Here is an 18,543-nt window from a genome sequence, read left to right as displayed (position 1 = left end):
CATGATCCGCCTTTTGAAAGCAAGAGAGTTGTCCATTCTCGTCTTAATGATTGCCTACATGTTATTCGTCGGCTCATTCAACCACGAGTTTCTTACAGGGTCTTCCCTCACACTATTAATCAAAGCGAGTGTCATTTTACTCGTCATGGCAATTGGACAGTCGTTTGTCTTATTCACCTCGAATATTGATGTGTCGGTCGGTTCTGTTATGGGATTATCAGCGGCTGTGTGCGGAGTCCTGTTAACCTCAGGTGTCAATGTTTGGCTCGTTGTCGTGATTGTCATTGTTGTCGGAGCATTCGTTGGTTTACTAAATGGAGTCGGGGTATCGTATTTACAAATTCCTTCTATTATTATGACACTCGGGATGCTCGGCATTATACGAGGAACGATGTTAATTTACACAAAGGGAATGTGGATCGAAGATATTCCGAACTTTTATAAGAAGCTGTCAGGCATAAAGTTTCTAGGGCTGAATTTTCCGGTCTGGATTGTTCTCATCCTCCTTGTACTCGCCCACATATGGCTCACACGAACAAGGTTTGGTCGTTACTTTTATGCAGTAGGTGACAATGTCGATGGTGCTAGATTAGTAGGAATTCCCGTACAAAAAGTGACTGTTCTTGCCTTTATCCTAACTAGTATCTCCGCCGCCATTGCTGGCTTATTATTCGTCATGAATATTGGCTTTGTCCCGAATCAAACCGGTACTGGACTTGAATTACAAGTCATCGCAGCAGCTGTTCTTGGTGGAGTGAGCTTAACCGGCGGAATGGGTAGTGTCATCGGTGCAGGTCTAGGAGCTCTATTCTTTACCATCATTAACAATTCATTAATTTATTTAAAAATTCCAGCCTATTGGAACAATGCGATTTCTGGGCTACTACTACTCCTAATCGTTGTCGGAGATTCAAAGTTCCAAGGATTTCTAAAGAATTATAGTTTTAAAAAGCGTCAAACAGACTTGCTTGAATCCACCACTGTCTTAAAGGGAGGTGCCCAGCCTGATGAACAAAATAAAGCCATTCATTAGATGGGAATCTGTCCTATGTCTATTCATCCTGTTAGAATGTCTCTTATTTGGCATTATCTCACCTGGATTCTTAAATGTTAGCAATCTCCTATATAGTATGAATGATTTTGCCTATATCGCACTAGCTTCGATTCCGATGACGTTTGTGATCATTACTGGAGGTATTGACGTATCGGTCGGTTCCATTATGGGATTAACCTCAATTGTATTAGGCGTGTTATGGATGAATGGCATGGTTGTTTGGATAGCTTTGTTACTTGCGATTATTGTTGCAGTTTTAGCCGGTAGTATAAATGGCATTCTAGTCGCCTACACAAATGTCCAACCACTTGTTGTGACACTTGGCGGAATGTTTCTCTTTTCCGGGACTGCGCTTGTTATTTCTGGTGGATCGAGCGCATCAGGCTATGAAGGAATTAGTGGCTTTCCAAACCCATTCGTCGAAATTGCCAATGGTCAGATGCTAGGTATTCCAAACCCGATTCTCATCCTACTTTCTTGTATCATCCTTTTCGGTGGTTTACTCCACTTTACACGGTATGGACGTAACGTGTTTTTAGTGGGGATTAATATAAAAGCCGCTAGGTATAGTGGCGTTCATACAAAATGGACGGTCATGAGTACCTACATGTTATCAAGCCTTGGAGGTGGTATTGGAGGTATCATCCTTACATCGTATTTTAGTTCGGCACGATCGGATTTAGGAGCAGAAGCTGTATTACCTGTGATTACAGCGGTTGTTCTAGGTGGTACATCAATCTTTGGTGGGAAAGGAAGTGTACTCGGGACGGCCATTGCCAGCATCTTTATCGGCATTATGCAATACGGTCTGCAAATGGCTGGACTCTCAAGCCAGCACATTAGCGTGGTGATTGGCTCCATCCTTATCCTGTCCGTTTTCTTACGAGATTCAAATTGGCATTCTTTTCATCACTTTGTCGGTAAGCATGTTTTGAAAACGAGTAAATTGGTAATCAGAAAATAAGGGGGCACTAGAAGATGAAACGTATAAGAGTGTTCGGTGTGTTTATGTTATCCATCGTGTTAGTGATAGCCTTAGCCGCATGTAACGGCGGACAGAAAAGCAAGGAAGATGTGAAGCTAGCGTTTATCCCGAAGCTAACAGGAGTTGGATTCTTTACATCTGGTGGTCAAGGGGCCAAAGAAATGGCCGACTCGCTAGGCGTTCAGCTGAAATACGACGGTCCAACGGAAGCAACCGTAGCCGGTCAAGTGCAATTCATTAATAATTTCGTCAATCAAGGCTATGATGCGTTAATGGTATCCTCAGTATCTGTTGATGGCTTGAGCCAAGCATTAAAGCGTGCAAAAGACAAAGGCGTCAAAATCCTCACATGGGATTCCGATGTGAACCCAGAGGATCGCTCTTTCTACATCAACCAAGGAACACCTGAACAGCTAGCTGAGCTTTTAATTAAGATGACAGCTGATCAAATCGGTGATAAAGGAAAGGTTGCCTTCTTCTATTCCAGCCCAACTGTTACTGACCAAAACCAATGGGTAACAAAAGCTAAAGAAATGATCGCGGCCGACTATCCAGGTTGGGAAATTGTCACAACACAATACGGCGAAAATGATGCTCAAAAATCCTTATCAGTAGGAGAAAGCATCTTAAATACTTACCCTGACATTAACGCGATTATTTGTCCAGATGCAACAGCCCTACCTGCTATGGCACAAGCTGCTGAAAACCAAGGCAAAGCAGGAGATGTTGTCATTACAGGATTCTCAACTCCAAACGTTATGCGTGACTACGTAAAGCGAGACACCGTAAAACAATTCGGACTGTGGGATGTAAAACAACAAGGAGCTCTTGCCGCCTATGTTGCCTACCTAATGACAGCAGAAGGAAAAGACTTGAAAGTCGGCGACGAGTTCGAAGTACCGAATATTGGAAAAGTAAAAATCGAGCCCAATACGATTCAAGGCTATGAGTATACAGCAGAGGATAGTGGAATCATTCTTCTACCAGAGCGCGTCATCTTTACGAAGGATAATATTGATAATTACGATTTTTAAAAGAGCAAGGGGACGGTTCTCATGCTTCCTTTTGGAAGCAAAAGAACCGTCCCCTTGCATCACTTATTCGCCACACTTACCTTCAGCTTCTTTCCTTTAATGGTCGTATGTTCCATCGCCTGCAGAACAACTGAACCTTTGCCATTTAAGATATCCACATACGAAAACTGATCTTGAATAGTAATAATACCAATATCATCGGCAGTCACTCCAGGCAGATTCGAAATCGTTCCGACAATATCGACTGCTCTTATCTTCTTTTTCTTTCCACCACTAATATAAAGCTTCATAATATCTTTGTTAATTCGTGCCGTTTTGTTATTTTTGACGACGCGGCGACCACCAATTTTTTCTTCAAAAGCTGGTTTTGCTAAAGCAACATCTTGTTTAGAAGGCACTTCCCTAGTTGGGATTTCAAAACCAATATATCGTTCAATCGACTTCACATACTTATCATCGTTAGCACTAAACGTAATGGCTTTTCCTTTGTTCCCTGCACGACCCGTTCTACCTGTACGGTGAACATAGGCTTCTTTTTCCATTGGGACATCGTAGTTGATCACAAGTGTCACATTATCAATATCAATTCCTCTTGCTGCAACATCTGTTGCAATGAGATAACGGAAGTTCCCCAGCTTAAAACCATTCATGACAGCAAAGCGATCTTCTTGTTCGAGTCCTCCATGAAGCCTTTCACAGGAATAGCCAGCTCCCTCTAAATCCGTATAGACGTAATCGACATGCTCTTTTGTATTGCAAAAAATTATGCAGCTATCAGGGTTCTCAAGAATTGTTATATCTTTCAGCAAGGAGAGCTTGTTTTCTTCTTCCACCTTTATTAATTGATGGTCAATGGTATTAGTTGTAATCCCGCTCGAAGCAATTTCAATCTGAATAGGGGTATCCATATACTTATGGCATAGCTTCTCCACATCAGTTGGCAGTGTAGCTGAAAATACCATCGTGACTCTGTCCGTAGGAAGTTGATGAATGATTTCCTCCACTTGTTCAATGAAGCCCATGTTTAGCATTTCATCTGCTTCATCAATGATCAGATACTTGATTTGGCTTAGATCCAATGTACCTCGGTCAATATGATCCACCATTCGGCCTGGCGTCCCGACAACCACATGTGTTTTTTGCTTTAATTCATCTCTTTGCTTGGAAAAAGGTTCTTTTCCATAAACAGCCACGGCCTTGATTCTCTTGAACCGCCCGATATTCGTAATATCCTCTCTCACCTGAACCGCAAGCTCTCGAGTAGGAGTCAGAATCAATGCTTGAGGATACTTCTCTTCCCAGCTGATTAATTCACAAATCGGTATACCAAATGCAGCGGTTTTTCCACTCCCTGTCTGAGACTTTACAACAAGATCTTGATTTTCCAATGCTTTCGGTATAACCTCACGCTGAACCTCTGTTGGGGTCTTATACTTTAAAATATCTAGGGCTTTTCTTATTTCCTCACTTAGTGAAAATTCGTGAAATTGACTTGTACTCATAGTCCGCAACCTCTTTTTTTAGGATTCTCTACGACTTCATAATGAATATATACTTAAGTTTTTACATAAAAAAAGGACTCTATTCCTAGAGTCCTTTCGTCATTATGCCTTGTTTACGTTAACAGCTTGAGGTCCACGTTGACCTTGCTCTGTTTCAAATGTAACTTTTTGGCCTTCATCTAAAGATTTGAATCCGTCACCTTGGATAGCTGAGAAATGTACGAATACATCTGCTCCGCCTTCAACTTCGATAAATCCAAAACCTTTTTCTGCGTTAAACCATTTTACTGTACCTTGTTGCATGTATATATCCTCCTGTGTGGGTATCTCCCACTACTTATTACATCATTGCTCAAATAGATAATAAAGAAGCAAGTACAAATACTCTTATCTCTTAAACCGACCGAACAAATTAGTTAGTCTTTATCTTAACACATCCTGGCATTATTAGCAAATGGTTATGTAACTATTTTTTTTTGGAAAGTAGGGATTCTTGTTTTACTATGTTATGAAGGACACCACCAATGACCGACCAAGTAAAACCAATCCCCATCATGAAGCCGACCATTTTAGCACTTTCCCTTTTACACGCCTAGGGTATTTAACGAAAGAGTAAGTGATTTTTCTTTTCCCTCGAAAAGGATGAAATTGCGACGACTATCATGGCTGTACGCTGGATGAGATTTCTCAGGAAGTGGTAAATAGATGACACCTAGAAACTCATCGTCCTAATTCCTTTAACTATCTATGCTCATTTGAAGGAAAAGACGTCGTTTCCTAATTCCAAAACTCTTTCCTACTGTAACGGTTCCATAAATGAAGATGTCCACTCACATAAATAATGGCTTCATTCTCGTCACCAAACGAATAATAATCAGGTTCCCTCTTTGGAAGCTTTCTTTTTCCGGATAGATAGTTACTGACATAAGGATTAGCTTTCTTAGCCTCTTTAAGGAGTTTTTCGGCCTTTTTCGTTTTTCCTTTTAGGATTAATTCTAGTAAGAGTTGGTTATAAGTAGAATGAGTTGAATGTTCCCCGAATTGTTGAAGCAGCTGGTTGGCCTTATCATATTCCTCAGCCTCTATATAGGCTGGAAATAATAGATATCGTACTCCTTGGTTATCCATTTCATTTAATTGTAGCAGTTCTTCATAATGAGAAATGGCCTCACCTGTCCGCTTTAACTGTACTAAAGTGTTAGCAACATGTAGCTTCGCTCGCATATAGGGCCGAGTTTCAATCAATCCCCAGAAGTGACCTTTCTGCTTTTGAACATATTTCTCTCCACCTAAACGGTCGTAACCAATCTGCATGGCCTTTTCATAAAGCTCGAGTTTCTTCTGTACCGTTTTTTCCTTCTCGGCTAAAATGATGTAAGCATCAGGTAAATATGGATACAGCTCTAGGGCTTGTTTAGCCAGTCGATATCGTGTTGCACCGGTTGATTCAAACGCTTCATAGATTAAGCCTTGAGCAAGGTCCTCGTCAGATTTCTCGTTTTGTTCAAATTCAAATGATGGTTGTTGCAACGTATGATTTAAATACTCTGTTATATCCTCAATACTGTCAAAATCCTTCCCTTCTATTGATTTCATGGCATCTTTTAGCACTTTTTCTGTAAAAAGATTGGACGAAGACGCCGCTTTGGGAAGAACAATATCCATATCATCCTCCTCGTTCCAGCTGTCGTAGTAACCATCATCATGATCATACTTTTCATCACCATAAAAGTGGTGAATAAAATGAAGTAAATCTCCATATACCGAAGATATACTCGATGGGTTTACATCATACATGCTGGCAAGATCTTTTTGTGTATAGCTTTGTACGGTAGGAAAATTAGTAGATATCATATAATGCAGAGCAGCTGCATAAATAGCAGGATTTTTTACACGTTTATCTTTCTTCTGACAATAGGCAAACCAAGTGGTTATTCCGATCTCAATATTTTCCAATGACTCTCCTGTTTCTTCCATTTTATACTTAAACAATTCCGCTACCTGAAAATGGGCAGGTTCCTTCCAGTTTAATTCTTCAACATCTATCCCTAGACCGATTGTTGGAAGAGTAGTAACAATATCCAGAAAATGATGGATGATATATTCTTGTTTTATCTCATAACCTGAGTGATCATATGATTCTGACAAGTAATGATAAATACCTTCTATATCGACATCCTTCAACTCTAAAGGCATTGGGAAGAAAACATATTGATGATCAACCGGCAAAGCCATTCCTAGAATAAAAGTGTTTAAGCTAGGGTTATACTCTAGAAAATTCACCTCATACTCTTTCGAGGTAAATGAATCAGATACTATTCCAACATTACGTTCGATTTTTTTCACAGCACCTGTCAAGATGACTGGACTTGTCCAACCTTCAAGAATTTGACGTAGCTTTGGTCGCTTTATTCTACCTTTTTCACTCTCGATAAATTGCTTTATGACCGTTGTTCCTTCATTAAGCTCGTAAAATAAACTGAACCAAACGACGTGTAGAAATGTATAAAATTCCACTTCATCATCGTGTATATGTAACACTTCCATCATTTGCTCAAAATGATCTTCAATTTCCATAGTATAATGAAACAAAGCATAATCTACTATTTGTTTTTGTAACTCTATTATTTCACTATCAATTAATTGAGTAATCGTTATCACGTTAGAAGTCTTCCCGCAGCATTTTTTATACTTTTTAGTACTTCCACAGGGACATAATTCATTTCTTCCTATCATTTGAGTCAACAAATCTCCCTCCTCTAATCTACTCCACTATCTATTTACACAATAACTCAATCTTCAAATTTACTAGTGTTAACAGTCTCCCTTTCTATCATGCACACTTTTAAGATAAAACTTACATGTAGATAGCAATAAGCATACCTTTTTTTTCGATCTAGTTTCTTCTCCATTCAGCTTGTAAGTACCCCACCATATTGTCATTATAACGAGAGTGATCGAGAAAGCGTAGAGCCTTTGTATGTAAACTAGGATGAATCCCGTGCTTCCATGTGGAAGTATAAGAATCGTCGCTGTTCTACTAGTGGTTATTCATATTATCATATTAACGTTTCTTAAACTACCCGCCAGTTATGGATTCTTTTAGAAGCCTTATAGCTTCACTTTGATGATTTAATTCTGGGTTAAATGCTAGTTGTTAAATTAGAAGGGTCACTCTTAACGATTATAAGAAGGGCTATACCTATGGCTGACCAAGTAATTCCAATACCCAACATGAAGCCGACCATTAAACCGGTTAGTAGTTCAGCTGTAAAAACACCCGAAACAAAAGGCAACAAACAAAACAAAAAGGTAATGGAAAATAAAACTACCGCTAATCGAAACAGTAGGCGAGGAATATCCTTCTCTCTTCGTAGTTGAACAACAAGAAATGCTGCACCTATCAATAATAGGACCAATCCAGAGAACATAAATAATAATCCAAAGGGAATGTCTGAATTCGGAAAATACATTTCAGAAAAATGAAATAAGCCATGAAAAAGTACCGCCACTGCAAGGATGCTGATGGACGCTCTAACCTTCTTTTTATACAAAGAGAAAAGAACAAATACACCTCCTAGACAAAAAAGCGGAAAGAGAAACTTGATATAATCCGTAACATCAGAAGCTAAATACCCTGTGTTGATTCTTCTGTCTAAAACTAACACATCATATAAAGGTTTTAGCCCCCATAATAATCCTCCAATTATGCACAACCACAAAGCTATTGTTCTCAAAATAGATCTCTCCTCTTTTATCTACATTACATAACTAACATTCTGCATTTTACAAAAAATCCCTTTATGATATATCATAACTACATATATTGAACTCCACTATTTTGATACATGAAAAAGGTGAAAAGGATGAATTCCTATGAAAGTAAAATAAACGATTATTTGAAAACTACGGGTATTGAGGCTAACCACCTTTTATTCGAACAATCCTGCCATTCCGTCAAAGAAGCAGCCGAGGCTGTGAATGAACATGAGACTGTCTTTGTCAAAAACATCTGTATGATGGATCATGACAACCGATTCATTGTTGCGATTGTAAAAGGAGAAGATCGAGCTAGTACGAAGCGAGTGGGAAAGGCTTTGGAAATAGAGGCACCACGTCTAGCAACCGACTCAGAGGTTCTTGAACGTACAGGCTTCCCACCTGGTGGCGTCCCATCATTTGGGTATGATGCTGTATTCCTCATCGATCCTAAAGTGACTGATATGGATTACATTTATACAGGTGGAGGGTCTGAAAATTCGCTCGTTCGTATTCAAGTCAAGGATTTACTGGAAGTAAATAAAGGGACAGTGGTTAGGGTAAGGAAGTAAAACCTGCACCCTTATGAACTGTCCCTTCGTTTCAATATTTAATATGTAATGTAAAATATGTGCCTAATTTAATGACTTTCATCCCCTATACTTCACCGCTAATCCCTTCAAGAAGTTACGAGCGAATTTGTCACCGCACTGCCTATAATTACTATGGCCTTCCTTTCGCAAGATGGCGCTCAGCTCACCTTTGGCAATCTTCACTCCTGCTGCCTCGAACGTATCCATCATATCGTCACTCGTTAAGGATAGGGCGATTTTCACTTTCTTTAATAGAAGGTTATTCACATGCTCATGTGTCAGGGCCGGGGTTTCAGGTTGTCCTGGTTTTGGCTCCTGTTTCCCTCTTTTAAACATAATCAAGCCATTTAAAAATGACTCAACCATACTATTACTACAAGCCGCTTCCTCCGGGATATCGGCTTCTTCATCGTATTTCGTAAGAATATTGAGTACTTGTTCTTGCGTAACCTCAACACCGCCAAGCTTAAAAATCTCTACCATCTCTGTATTTCGTATATCAAGCGCATATCGCAATCGAATTAATATATCGTTGTTCGTCATTCGTAATCCTCCTTTTCCCGTTCTAACTGGCGCTAAGACCCTCACTTCAAAAATTCAGATGATCGAGAAGTAAGTGGGGGATAAGCGCCAGTAAGAACCCGATTGGTTCAACTAACAATCAGTGGCATGAAGAAAACCCCCACTGATTGAAGTTTCACTTTATGTGACAAGTATAACCTTTTTACTATATCGCTATATCCTATTATTTTCTACTAAGAACCTTCTTCTCATTGTTAACTTACCCCATTGAAATAAATTACGTTTTCCATCTGTCTGGTATTGGAGTAAATGAATTAAAAAGTAAATTCAATAAAAAATACTCAAGGATTTAAAAACCATTTAGAGATATAAGAGACTTTTCAGATAGGTAAGTATGTTAAAAGAGTAAGAACATTTTATTTTCATGCTACCACTCCATACATATCAACACTTCTACACACTTTTAACAACCCAACATTTCGATAATCTCCATTTTCTCTTGCTTTCATTTAGAAATCAGCTCGTTATCAGTGACGTTCATCTCAACTAGTCCTACAATCAGTGACGCTCATTTAAATCAAAGAAGCACTAGAGGCAATGATTTCAATATTTACGAGGAGACTTGCTAACATTTATAGTTTTACCTTTGCCACTAGCAATCATTTATATTACCAATAGGACAAAAAAATAGCCCCTCTCTAAAAAGAAAGGAACAGCTACTAAGCATCTATTCTCTTTAAAAATTCCTACAACGCTAAATAAGCCCACTAAAGGGCTTTGAAAAGCAAACTAGTATTTCGTTAATACCTCATGCAGCACAGGCACTCGTCCCGCTTCTACAAACTCTCTCATATTTGCCGTTCGAATCATCTCAACTGGAATCACACGCTCGACAAATGCTTTTAAGTTATTGCGAAACACCGTGCGAAAATAAGCCCCAATAGACTTTGTGAATGTAAAATCAGGACGCTCTTCATACTGATCCCGTATCTTGTTTTCAAAGTTTCCAAGACAACGATAGAAGTAGCTTTCGATCCAGCTGTCACGGGCTGAATAGTTAGCATGCTCTCCATCATTCTTCGCAATATATTTTAATACCTCAATGACCTCCTGCTTAAATGAGATCATAATGTCAAAAAGGTCCCTCGGTTTATAGCGAATGTTTAAATCGGTTAAAATCCTCTCCGTTTCCTTGCTGAACTCAGCTACTAGTGGATACACTTCGAAGGCATCAGAGTTCTCAATCACACATTCAGGTTTCAAAGAAAAATGGACTTGATGCACCCACACCTGTGTACCACGGTACTTAAGACCGACAAACTCAATGTAAAATAAAGGCTCGAGCATTTCAAGTGCTTCTCGAACCCCTTTGGAGCGCTTACCAAGCTGCTGTTTTAACGTAGACATATTTCGGACTTGCTTCAATTCATCAATTTTATTCGTATGGTCGATTGTGGCGACGCCATGACGGAATTGAGTTAGAAGGGAAAAGAGTAATTCAAAGGATTTACTGTTGGAGGTACGTACTAGCTCAGCGAGGATATTCGTTTCAAAGAGTGAGTGTGGAATGAGAAAATAGTTGAGGTCTTCAGGTTGTTCAGACGAACAGGACTGCTCGTAGTGAGGGAGATAATACACATCCTTACCGTCTATATTTACCTCTTCCTGAATGATACCGTGCTTTAGAAGAAACTTGAATCCAATATGTAAAGTAGAATAGGTTAACCTACATTCTCTAGCATTTGACGGGAGACTCAGCTCCTGCACCTTCCCTTGAGATGATTTTTCACGGTGGATTTGCTTTAACATAATTAAGAGGGCTGCATAGGCACTGGCTGGAATTTGAAGGTTGTGCTCGGTTTGGTAATTTCGGAGGTATTCAAGGAGATTTTGAGGGAATTTAAAACCGTAGATCCGGACTCTTTGTCTAGGTTTCTTCTTTTTTTTCATCAATTTCTTCACCTTTCTTTTGAGGTTAACGAGGGGGTCTCATAATACATTCTCATTCTTTTCTTAGGCTTACTAAACGAGACGATACAGGACTCTGTTCGTGCCATTTGGTTTCTGATCACAGCTAGGGAAACTGGAACTTCGAGGGATTGACCATTATAAAAGGTAATGACGGTTGAATCTAGTCTCGAATGGAAACCGCTAATATGCTCATAAAATAGCCAAATACAGTCATGAGAAGTAGGCGAACAAGTCGGAAATGCGTAAATATCTTCAAGAGGATTAATCGGGATCGGAGGACATTGGTAGAATGACTTTTTGTACTGAAGGGCTTTCTTTCTTCCATCGAAGGATGAACCGCCTTCTAGGCAAGCTTTTTCGATAAGCTTAATGGGTGGCTTTTCACAGTAGATTTCACCTTTAAGGTCGTAAATGCGGGATTGATACGTAATGTGGTATGCAGGCAGAATCGCGAGAGTTGTGGGGGAGATTTCGTAGTGATTATTTACGGTCAATGTATAATACCTCCATAAATTTTTATTTGTTTGAGGATAAAAAATGAAATTGAAGTATTGGTAGATAACAATCGGGGCCAAGTAATTAAATAGGTTACTAGAAGAAGTTGATTTAACTATAGAGGAATTTCTGCTAATCATTTGTGTTCTTACTTTTAATTTCTCTATAAACTTCTGCGATACGCAGGATCATGGGATCTTGACTTCCTAGCGCTAAAAGTAACTGGAAAAGGGATGCACCTGATGTATTCTTCTTACCATTTTCAATTTTGTTTAAATGTTTCTCACTAAGACCCGCTTCTTCTGCAAGCTTTGCTTGTGTTTTCCCTGACTCATTTCGTTGTTCTCTAATAACTTTTCGAATCGCCTGTTCAATCAAATGTTTGTCTTCCAAGAGAGCCAAGCTCCTTTTTAAGACCATTATCTAAATGGAACAAGGAGATGAACACGTCCTATGGGACACCTTCAGAGAAAAAAAGTGGGACATTTTCTTACTTCATATTTGAAGAAAGAGAAATGTCCCACTTAGTAGTAAAGTATTGTTCCATTTGACTATTTTGCTTTTGATAAAGTAATAATTAAATTTGGTAAATTCTTACTTCACTCTCCGAATGAATTTTCATTCATCAAACTAACAATCAGTTAATTTCTTGCCTTTAATTACAAAATATTCTTATTCGCCCTTGGAACTAAATAGGATGGCATCTCCTCATGCAATTTCCATATAAAACTCACTGGCTTATTACCTGAGTGTTTTACGTAATCAACACAACCTAAGAAGACAAATGGAGATGTTAACCCATGCTCTGTTTTATATTCCCTTACAAATAACGCAAGTTGATGCTTTCTCTGCCTGTGTTCAATATAACGCTTAGCTGTCTCACTTTCCTCAGAAACCTTAGACTGAGTCTGCCAATGAAATAGAGTTTCGTTAATAGCGTAGTCATCATATAAAGTGGATGGTGAAAAATCCTTCTCTGATTTATTTAACGTAGTAAAAAAGATATCCAAGTTTTTATCTTTAAAATACTTAACTCCTTCACGGAAGGATGGGTTTGAAGTTTCATTAAAGTATCCTAAAGCAGCAAGAACTTGAGAGGTATTATACCTGCTATGGACCTTTAAAGGACAAGGAAACGTAAACTCATTATTTAATTCCATCGTCTCTAAGGAATGATATAAATAATATAGAATATAAGTAATTTCCTGTTTGAAATCCTTGTTCGATAAAATCCTATGGATTCCTTCCTCTAATGAAGTAAATCCTTCCTTTTCAGGATGATTGTGATAGAAGCTATAATATAAAACCCCAAGCATTAATTTCTCTTCCTCAGAATTTATGTGCCCACCTTCGATGTAGTTAATAAAAAACTTTAATAAAGTACTAGAATTTAGGTGGAACAAGTTCGGAAGACGACTTGTAATCATCTTTTCATTTTCGCAAGAAAAATCCTCTTTAACACCAGCCTCTACCATCATTCGTACAAAACTACGGTCTTTACTTTTCCCATAAAAATCATAAATAGAAAGGTTATAATGCTTTAAAAAGTTACTTAGAGTTAGTGATAGACCTGTATCTTCTGTAAAATATCTCATCTTAGCGATAAGATTACCCTTTGTGTTAGTACTGCTCTTTATATTTCGCAATATATATTCCTTTGCTTGACGTTCGAGCTGAATAAAACACCCTTTAGGTAGATTGAAAAAGCCATTTTCAACATAATGCTGTACAGAATGCTTTGTTCTACCAATTAGTGCTCGGAACTTTCCTTCAAAATTATAGTTAGCATGTGCTTGTCCAACGAAGTCTAAAACTGTTAAGCAATCCTTGCCCTCTGAGAGACGTAAACCTCTTCCTAGCTGCTGTAAGAAAACAGTCAAGCTCTCTGTAGGTCGTAAAAATAGTACGGTGTTAACTTCAGGGATATCGACTCCCTCATTATAGAGATCGACAACAAATATGAACTTAATCTCTCCTTTAACTAGCTTTTCCTTAGCTTCACTTCTAACTGTATGATTTACATCCCCATATAACGATATAGAAGGTATTCCACTTTGATTAAAGTAATCTGCCATATATTTTGCATGCTCAATAGAAACACAAAACCCTAGACCCTTTACCTCATCTAAATCTGTAACATATTTATATATACTTTTAATTATTTGGTTTGTTCTTAAATCGTTTGACGTGTAAACATTTTCTAACTCACGTATATCATAACCCTTACGACTCCACTTTAGTTTTGAAAGATCCACTTGATCACTAACACAGAAGTACTGGAACGGTGAGAGTAACTTTTGATTTACGGCTTCAGTAAGTCTCATTTCAGCAGCAATAGTATGGTCAAAATAAGTTAAAATATCTTTACCGTCCATTCTTTCCGGAGTTGCTGTTAATCCTAACAGTATTTTAGGTTGATAATGATTTAATAACCTCTGATAAGTTTCTGCAGCAGCATGGTGAAATTCGTCTACTATAATGAAATCATAATAGTCTGATGTAGTAACTTCATGAAGCTTTTTACTATTAAAGCTTTGAATACTAACAAACAGATGGTCAATAGAGGTAGGTTGATGATTACCAACAAGCAACACTCCAAAGTTAGCATCTTTTAAAATAGCACGGAATGTATCTCTGCTTTGTTTTAAAATTTCTTCTCTATGAGCAACAAATAGTAGCTTTGCACGATTCTGATGCTTCTTTAAAAAGCTTTTATAGTCGAAGGCAGATATTACAGTCTTACCTACCCCTGTTGCAGCCACCACAAGATTCTTTGTTCTACCAAAAACCTCACGTTCCACTTGCAACTTTTCAAGAATCTCCTTTTGATAATGAAACGGTCTAACATCAAAAGCAAAATGAATAGACTGTTGTTCTTGTTTTTTACTTTTTGACAATGCTTCCCTTAACAGTAATTGATCATTTGTATTAGTTATATTGAACGTCTTAAACTCATTATCGTTCCAATAGCTCTCAAAGGTTGCTTCAAACTTTTTAACAATATCAAACGAATCTTTTTCTGTTACTTTAATATTCCATTCTAGTCCTGAAGTTAGTGCAGGATTTGATAGGTTTGAGGATCCAATGTATGTTGTACTAAATCCCGTCTCTCTTTGGAATAAATACGCTTTGGCATGTAATCTAGTTCGATCCACATCATAGGAAACTTTTATTTGTGTATTAGGTAAATAGCTTAGCTCCTCTATTGCTTTATAATCTGTTGCTTCCATGTAAGAGGTGGTAATTACTCTAAGGGTTCCCCCTCTCTCAGTGAAGGTTTTTAATTCTTCAATAATGCAACGTAATCCGCTCCACTTTATAAAGGAAACTAGCATGTCTATATTGTCGGAAGTTAGGATTTCCTTCTTTAGCTCACCTAACATATTTGGCTCATAGTTAGACCCCGTAAATAAGGAACTTTGAGATATAGGTGTAATAGGTCGAACCGTTTCACCCTTACGAATCGCTTTTATAGAGTTTAGCCGCGAATAAATGGAGGTTAAAATTTCCCCTTCTTCCTCTATATGTAAGCTTTTAAACTCCCCGTCATTCAGTTGTTCACTCAACAAGGCAATTATGTCATTGCAGGTTTTTATCTGCTGCAATAGAGCCAGATTTTCATCTCGTTCATTTTCCCTTACATATTTCAATGCCTTCCTAGTAATGTGGGTAATGTAAGAGGATAGTAGCTTTCTAGCTTCTTCTACATCTAGTTTTTCTTTTTCTATTTCAAATTGTGTTGATTCTAGTTTATCAAGTTCATTTTTTAGTTTTTGGTTGATGATTTCTTCGTAGATTCCTTGTTTCAACATAAATCAGCTCACTCTCCTCAGACTCCCCAAATTATACCTATTTTACCATATATAGTTACCCCAATATGATTATAAATAGATAAGTTCACAAACCCACAGTATTCCAAGAGTATTGTGAGAAAACTTGTAAAATTTAGGTTCTAACTCTTACAAACATTTTGGTATAGTTAAATTAGACTAAATTAAATAAATTAGGGTGGTTAAAATGAGCAATATTAAGGATCAAGAACTAGAACTCTTGGCTAAGGTTTCAAAAGAAAATAACATTCCTATTAAACTAGTCCACACACTATTAAAAACTGCCGAAAAGTTCTCGTACGAAAATCAATCTGCGAGCGCCAGAAAAAAAGAATATTTAAATCTAATTAACTTTCATAGAAAACAAGTAAAAGGTGATCAGTAATGTTGATTAAAAGATTAATCTTTGACAATTATAAAACCTATTACGGCCATCAAGAAATTAATTTCTATATACCTGTTCACGAACGAGAAGAAAAAAATATTATCTTATTGGGTGGATTAAACGGTGCAGGAAAGACAACTATTTTAAAAGCAATATTGTATATTCTATACGGAGAAAGAGGAATCTCTAAAGAAGAGAAGCAAAAGATCTTTTCTAATGTAATTAACAATACGTTTTTTGATGAGGGGGGAAGAGATTGTTCCTCAACCCTTGTAATTGAAACAGATAAAGGCGAAGATTGGGAAATACAGGTTAAGTGGAGTTTTGATAACTATAAGAGGTTAATTAGCGAGTCTAGAGAATTAACAGTTAGAAAAGCTGGAAATCAGCATGGCAGAAAAATAAAAATTGATAATATTGAAAGCTATAATCATATTATTGATAAAATAATTCCCTACTATGCATCCCCCTTCTTTATTTTTGACGGAGAAGAGGTTAAAGAAATAATTCTAAGACAAAACAGTGCCGAAATGAAAGAAGCCATACATAAAATAACAGGTATGGATGCATATAAACAATTAATTGATGATTTAAATCAAATAAAAAGTAACATAGAACAAACCCTATCTAAAGCAGTTAGTAAATCTAAACTGAATAATATAAAAACAGAATTAGAAGTTATAGAAAAAGAGATTGACTCACTAGAATTAAAGAAAAATAAAGCTCTTGAAGAAAGCCAACATTTAGAGAAACTTATTGGTAAAGCAAAATCTGATAGAAATGAGAAAATAACAAAGAACTCTAAATCAAGAGAGGTTATCATAAAAGAACAATCTAAAATAAGTACAGAATTAAAAATAGCATGTGCTGAATTTGAAAATTATTATAGAGAAAATATAATAACAATTATTTTAAACACCCAATTAGCAAAGCTAAAAAAACAACTAAAATTAGAACATGACATCCAATTAAAACAAACTGTCCAAGAAGCTTCTCTAAAGCCCTATAAAAACTTTATTGAGCAACTTTTAAACACACCAATTGAGCCTGCACTTAATAATAGTCAATTAATTCAAATAAAGAAGATTGGAGAAGAAATTTGGATTAAGGAAAATGATATAAAACAAATCGTTCCTCATGACTTCGTAGAAAGGCATGATATATCAAATAAAGATTATAATTTTATTACAAATCTACAACTTAAAGATAAACATCACGTTGTTACATTAATTAATAAAATTGAAAAATTGAAGAAGAGCCTTGAAGCACTAGAGACAGAAATTAGGAATGCTCCTGAATCAGTTGATATTACCGAAGAAAATGAAAGAATTGATATCCTTTCTGCAAAATGCGGTGAAAAGAACCTAATTTATAAAAATCACTCAAAAAAGCTTTCTACCGCTAAAGACAAGAGAGCTGCACTGCTAAACCAGTTTACAAGATTGTCTGATCAGCACTCAGATTACGATGAGACAAAAGAACAGTTAGAATATGTTACATGTACAATAAAAGCAATTAACAAATATTTAGTAGAGCACACTGTCATGAAAGCTAATTACATTAAATCAGAGTTCTCAAGTATTTTAAATAAGCTATTTAGGAAGCAAGACGAATTTGGGAAAATAGAGTTTGACATTGAAACTTATTCTATCCGTTTATATAACGATAGAAATCAAGAAATAAGTATCCAAGAAAGATCAGCAGGAGAAATGCAAATGATATCCTCTGCATTTATCTGGGCACTTACAAAAGCATCTGATTTATCTCTACCTATGGTCATAGATACACCACTAGGTAGACTAGATAGTTATCATCGAAATCATTTAATAAACCATTATTATAAGGACTTAAGTGAACAGGTAATTATCTTATCAACTGATACAGAGATAACACAAGAATATATAAATATAATGAAACAAAATTCATACAAACAATACATGTTAGACTATGATGAGGATAAGAAATATACAGTAATAAGAGATGGCTACTTTAATTTCGTGAGGGTGTAATACATGTCGAACAGAAAAATGAATTTATCAGGTACAGGAAAAGAAATTCTTGATCACCTATGTGAATTATTAGAAATTGATCGCCCTTTTGGTGTAAAAATAGCATTATCAAAAGGACTTTCTAATACAACCAATATTTGTCCTGACGAGTTTAAGGATAATAAGCCAAAATGGACGATTCCAGATAATATCATTAGGGATAAAGAATATTTATTATTCAAGCATTTAATAATTGAGGAGATTAGAGCTCCTCTAAACGAAGAGACTATCAATCAACAAATGTTGCACTTTATTGAATTAGGTTTGAGAATAATAAGTAATGAAATTGAATCTCTAACATCATTGGAAGATTATCGAATAAAAATTTTAGGTTAAAAATGCGGGTACCTTTAAAGGTACCCGCA

15 protein-coding genes and 1 pseudogene are annotated in these 18,543 nt (G+C 36.9%); 7 read left to right on the top strand and 9 right to left on the bottom strand.

Translation table 11 applies throughout. The features are described 5' to 3' along the window. Position 1: 1 nt before the first annotated feature. The 3 genes and pseudogenes from ACFSCX_RS23875 to lsrB form a co-directional block, all read left to right on the top strand. Positions 2-913 (top strand): annotated as a pseudogene (locus ACFSCX_RS23875) (ABC transporter permease subunit); the annotation flags it as partial. Positions 914-1,016: 103 nt separating this feature from the next. Beyond that, positions 1,017-2,018, top strand: coding sequence for an ABC transporter permease (locus ACFSCX_RS23870; RefSeq protein WP_377930952.1), 1,002 nt, complete (start codon positions 1,017-1,019; stop codon positions 2,016-2,018). Between the two features lie 14 nt (positions 2,019-2,032). After that, on the top strand, positions 2,033-3,073 hold the full coding sequence (gene lsrB, locus ACFSCX_RS23865) for an autoinducer 2 ABC transporter substrate-binding protein LsrB (protein ID WP_377930763.1): 1,041 nt from the start codon (positions 2,033-2,035) through the stop codon (positions 3,071-3,073). A 59-nt stretch (positions 3,074-3,132) separates the two neighbouring features. Here the strand turns inward: lsrB and ACFSCX_RS23860 are convergent, their stop codons facing one another. The 4 genes from ACFSCX_RS23860 to ACFSCX_RS23845 form a co-directional block, all read right to left on the bottom strand. After that, the gene (locus ACFSCX_RS23860; RefSeq protein WP_377930762.1) at positions 3,133-4,575 is read right to left on the bottom strand and encodes a DEAD/DEAH box helicase; all 1,443 of its coding nucleotides are present in this window, start codon (positions 4,573-4,575) and stop codon (positions 3,133-3,135) included. A 102-nt stretch (positions 4,576-4,677) separates the two neighbouring features. Continuing rightward, on the bottom strand, positions 4,678-4,878 hold the full coding sequence (locus tag ACFSCX_RS23855; protein ID WP_377930761.1) for a cold-shock protein: 201 nt from the start codon (positions 4,876-4,878) through the stop codon (positions 4,678-4,680). Between the two features lie 474 nt (positions 4,879-5,352). Next, positions 5,353-7,311 carry an SEC-C metal-binding domain-containing protein gene (locus ACFSCX_RS23850; RefSeq protein WP_377930951.1) on the bottom strand — a complete coding sequence of 653 codons (1,959 nt, stop codon included), beginning with the start codon at positions 7,309-7,311 and terminating at the stop codon, positions 5,353-5,355. 407 nt (positions 7,312-7,718) lie between these two features. Further along, positions 7,719-8,312 (bottom strand): hypothetical protein, encoded by a 594-nt coding sequence (locus ACFSCX_RS23845; protein ID WP_377930760.1) that lies wholly within the window; start codon positions 8,310-8,312, stop codon positions 7,719-7,721. A 129-nt stretch (positions 8,313-8,441) separates the two neighbouring features. Between ACFSCX_RS23845 and ACFSCX_RS23840 the strand changes: the two genes are divergently transcribed. Next, entirely contained in the window at positions 8,442-8,906 is a 465-nt protein-coding gene (locus ACFSCX_RS23840) for an aminoacyl-tRNA deacylase (RefSeq protein ID WP_377930759.1), read from the top strand. A 78-nt stretch (positions 8,907-8,984) separates the two neighbouring features. On the opposite strand, the gene ACFSCX_RS23835 is transcribed toward ACFSCX_RS23840, so the two are convergent. The 5 genes from ACFSCX_RS23835 to ACFSCX_RS23815 form a co-directional block, all read right to left on the bottom strand. Then, the gene (locus ACFSCX_RS23835; protein ID WP_377930757.1) at positions 8,985-9,470 is read right to left on the bottom strand and encodes a YehS family protein; all 486 of its coding nucleotides are present in this window, start codon (positions 9,468-9,470) and stop codon (positions 8,985-8,987) included. 768 nt (positions 9,471-10,238) lie between these two features. Continuing rightward, complete coding sequence (locus ACFSCX_RS23830; protein ID WP_377930756.1) at positions 10,239-11,399, bottom strand: hypothetical protein; 1,161 nt, start codon at positions 11,397-11,399, stop codon at positions 10,239-10,241. Between the two features lie 8 nt (positions 11,400-11,407). After that, a complete protein-coding gene (locus ACFSCX_RS23825) occupies positions 11,408-11,914 on the bottom strand; it encodes a competence protein ComK (protein ID WP_377930755.1) in 507 nt (168 codons plus the stop codon). Between the two features lie 133 nt (positions 11,915-12,047). Further along, positions 12,048-12,308, bottom strand: coding sequence for a helix-turn-helix domain-containing protein (locus tag ACFSCX_RS23820; RefSeq protein WP_377930754.1), 261 nt, complete (start codon positions 12,306-12,308; stop codon positions 12,048-12,050). A gap of 266 nt (positions 12,309-12,574) precedes the next feature. After that, the gene (locus ACFSCX_RS23815; RefSeq protein WP_377930753.1) at positions 12,575-15,727 is read right to left on the bottom strand and encodes a DEAD/DEAH box helicase; all 3,153 of its coding nucleotides are present in this window, start codon (positions 15,725-15,727) and stop codon (positions 12,575-12,577) included. Between the two features lie 205 nt (positions 15,728-15,932). On the opposite strand from ACFSCX_RS23815, the gene ACFSCX_RS23810 reads away from it, so the two are divergent. The 3 genes from ACFSCX_RS23810 to ACFSCX_RS23800 are packed head-to-tail and all read left to right on the top strand — an operon-like array spanning position 15,933 to position 18,514. Beyond that, positions 15,933-16,130, top strand: a complete 198-nt coding sequence (locus ACFSCX_RS23810; protein WP_377930752.1) for a DNA modification system-associated small protein — start codon at positions 15,933-15,935, stop codon at positions 16,128-16,130. After that, positions 16,130-18,139, top strand: coding sequence for a DNA sulfur modification protein DndD (gene dndD / locus ACFSCX_RS23805; RefSeq protein ID WP_377930751.1), 2,010 nt, complete (start codon positions 16,130-16,132; stop codon positions 18,137-18,139). The genes ACFSCX_RS23810 and dndD overlap by 1 nt, the downstream gene beginning before the upstream one ends. A 3-nt stretch (positions 18,140-18,142) precedes the next feature. Continuing rightward, complete coding sequence (locus ACFSCX_RS23800; protein WP_377930750.1) at positions 18,143-18,514, top strand: hypothetical protein; 372 nt, start codon at positions 18,143-18,145, stop codon at positions 18,512-18,514. Positions 18,515-18,543: the final 29 nt, after the last annotated feature.

Origin of the sequence: Bacillus salitolerans (assembly GCF_042680805.1) — a bacterium.
GTDB lineage: Bacteria > Bacillota > Bacilli > Bacillales > SA4 > Bacillus_CJ > Bacillus_CJ salitolerans.
This window is presented reverse-complemented; position numbering and strand designations above follow the sequence as displayed.

Excerpts from the sequence above, each read along its gene's own strand:
- ACFSCX_RS23835 (WP_377930757.1), bottom strand. The coding sequence starts at position 9,470 with ATGACGAACAACGATATATTAATTCGATTGCGATATGCGCTTGATATA.
- ACFSCX_RS23840 (WP_377930759.1), top strand. The coding sequence starts at position 8,442 with ATGAATTCCTATGAAAGTAAAATAAACGATTATTTGAAAACTACGGGT.
- lsrB (WP_377930763.1), top strand. The coding sequence starts at position 2,033 with ATGAAACGTATAAGAGTGTTCGGTGTGTTTATGTTATCCATCGTGTTA.
- ACFSCX_RS23860 (WP_377930762.1), bottom strand. The coding sequence starts at position 4,575 with ATGAGTACAAGTCAATTTCACGAATTTTCACTAAGTGAGGAAATAAGA.
- ACFSCX_RS23815 (WP_377930753.1), bottom strand. The coding sequence starts at position 15,727 with ATGTTGAAACAAGGAATCTACGAAGAAATCATCAACCAAAAACTAAAA.
- ACFSCX_RS23855 (WP_377930761.1), bottom strand. The coding sequence starts at position 4,878 with ATGCAACAAGGTACAGTAAAATGGTTTAACGCAGAAAAAGGTTTTGGA.
- ACFSCX_RS23850 (WP_377930951.1), bottom strand. The coding sequence starts at position 7,311 with ATGATAGGAAGAAATGAATTATGTCCCTGTGGAAGTACTAAAAAGTAT.
- ACFSCX_RS23830 (WP_377930756.1), bottom strand. The coding sequence starts at position 11,399 with ATGAAAAAAAAGAAGAAACCTAGACAAAGAGTCCGGATCTACGGTTTT.
- ACFSCX_RS23800 (WP_377930750.1), top strand. The coding sequence starts at position 18,143 with ATGTCGAACAGAAAAATGAATTTATCAGGTACAGGAAAAGAAATTCTT.
- ACFSCX_RS23810 (WP_377930752.1), top strand. The coding sequence starts at position 15,933 with ATGAGCAATATTAAGGATCAAGAACTAGAACTCTTGGCTAAGGTTTCA.
- dndD (WP_377930751.1), top strand. The coding sequence starts at position 16,130 with ATGTTGATTAAAAGATTAATCTTTGACAATTATAAAACCTATTACGGC.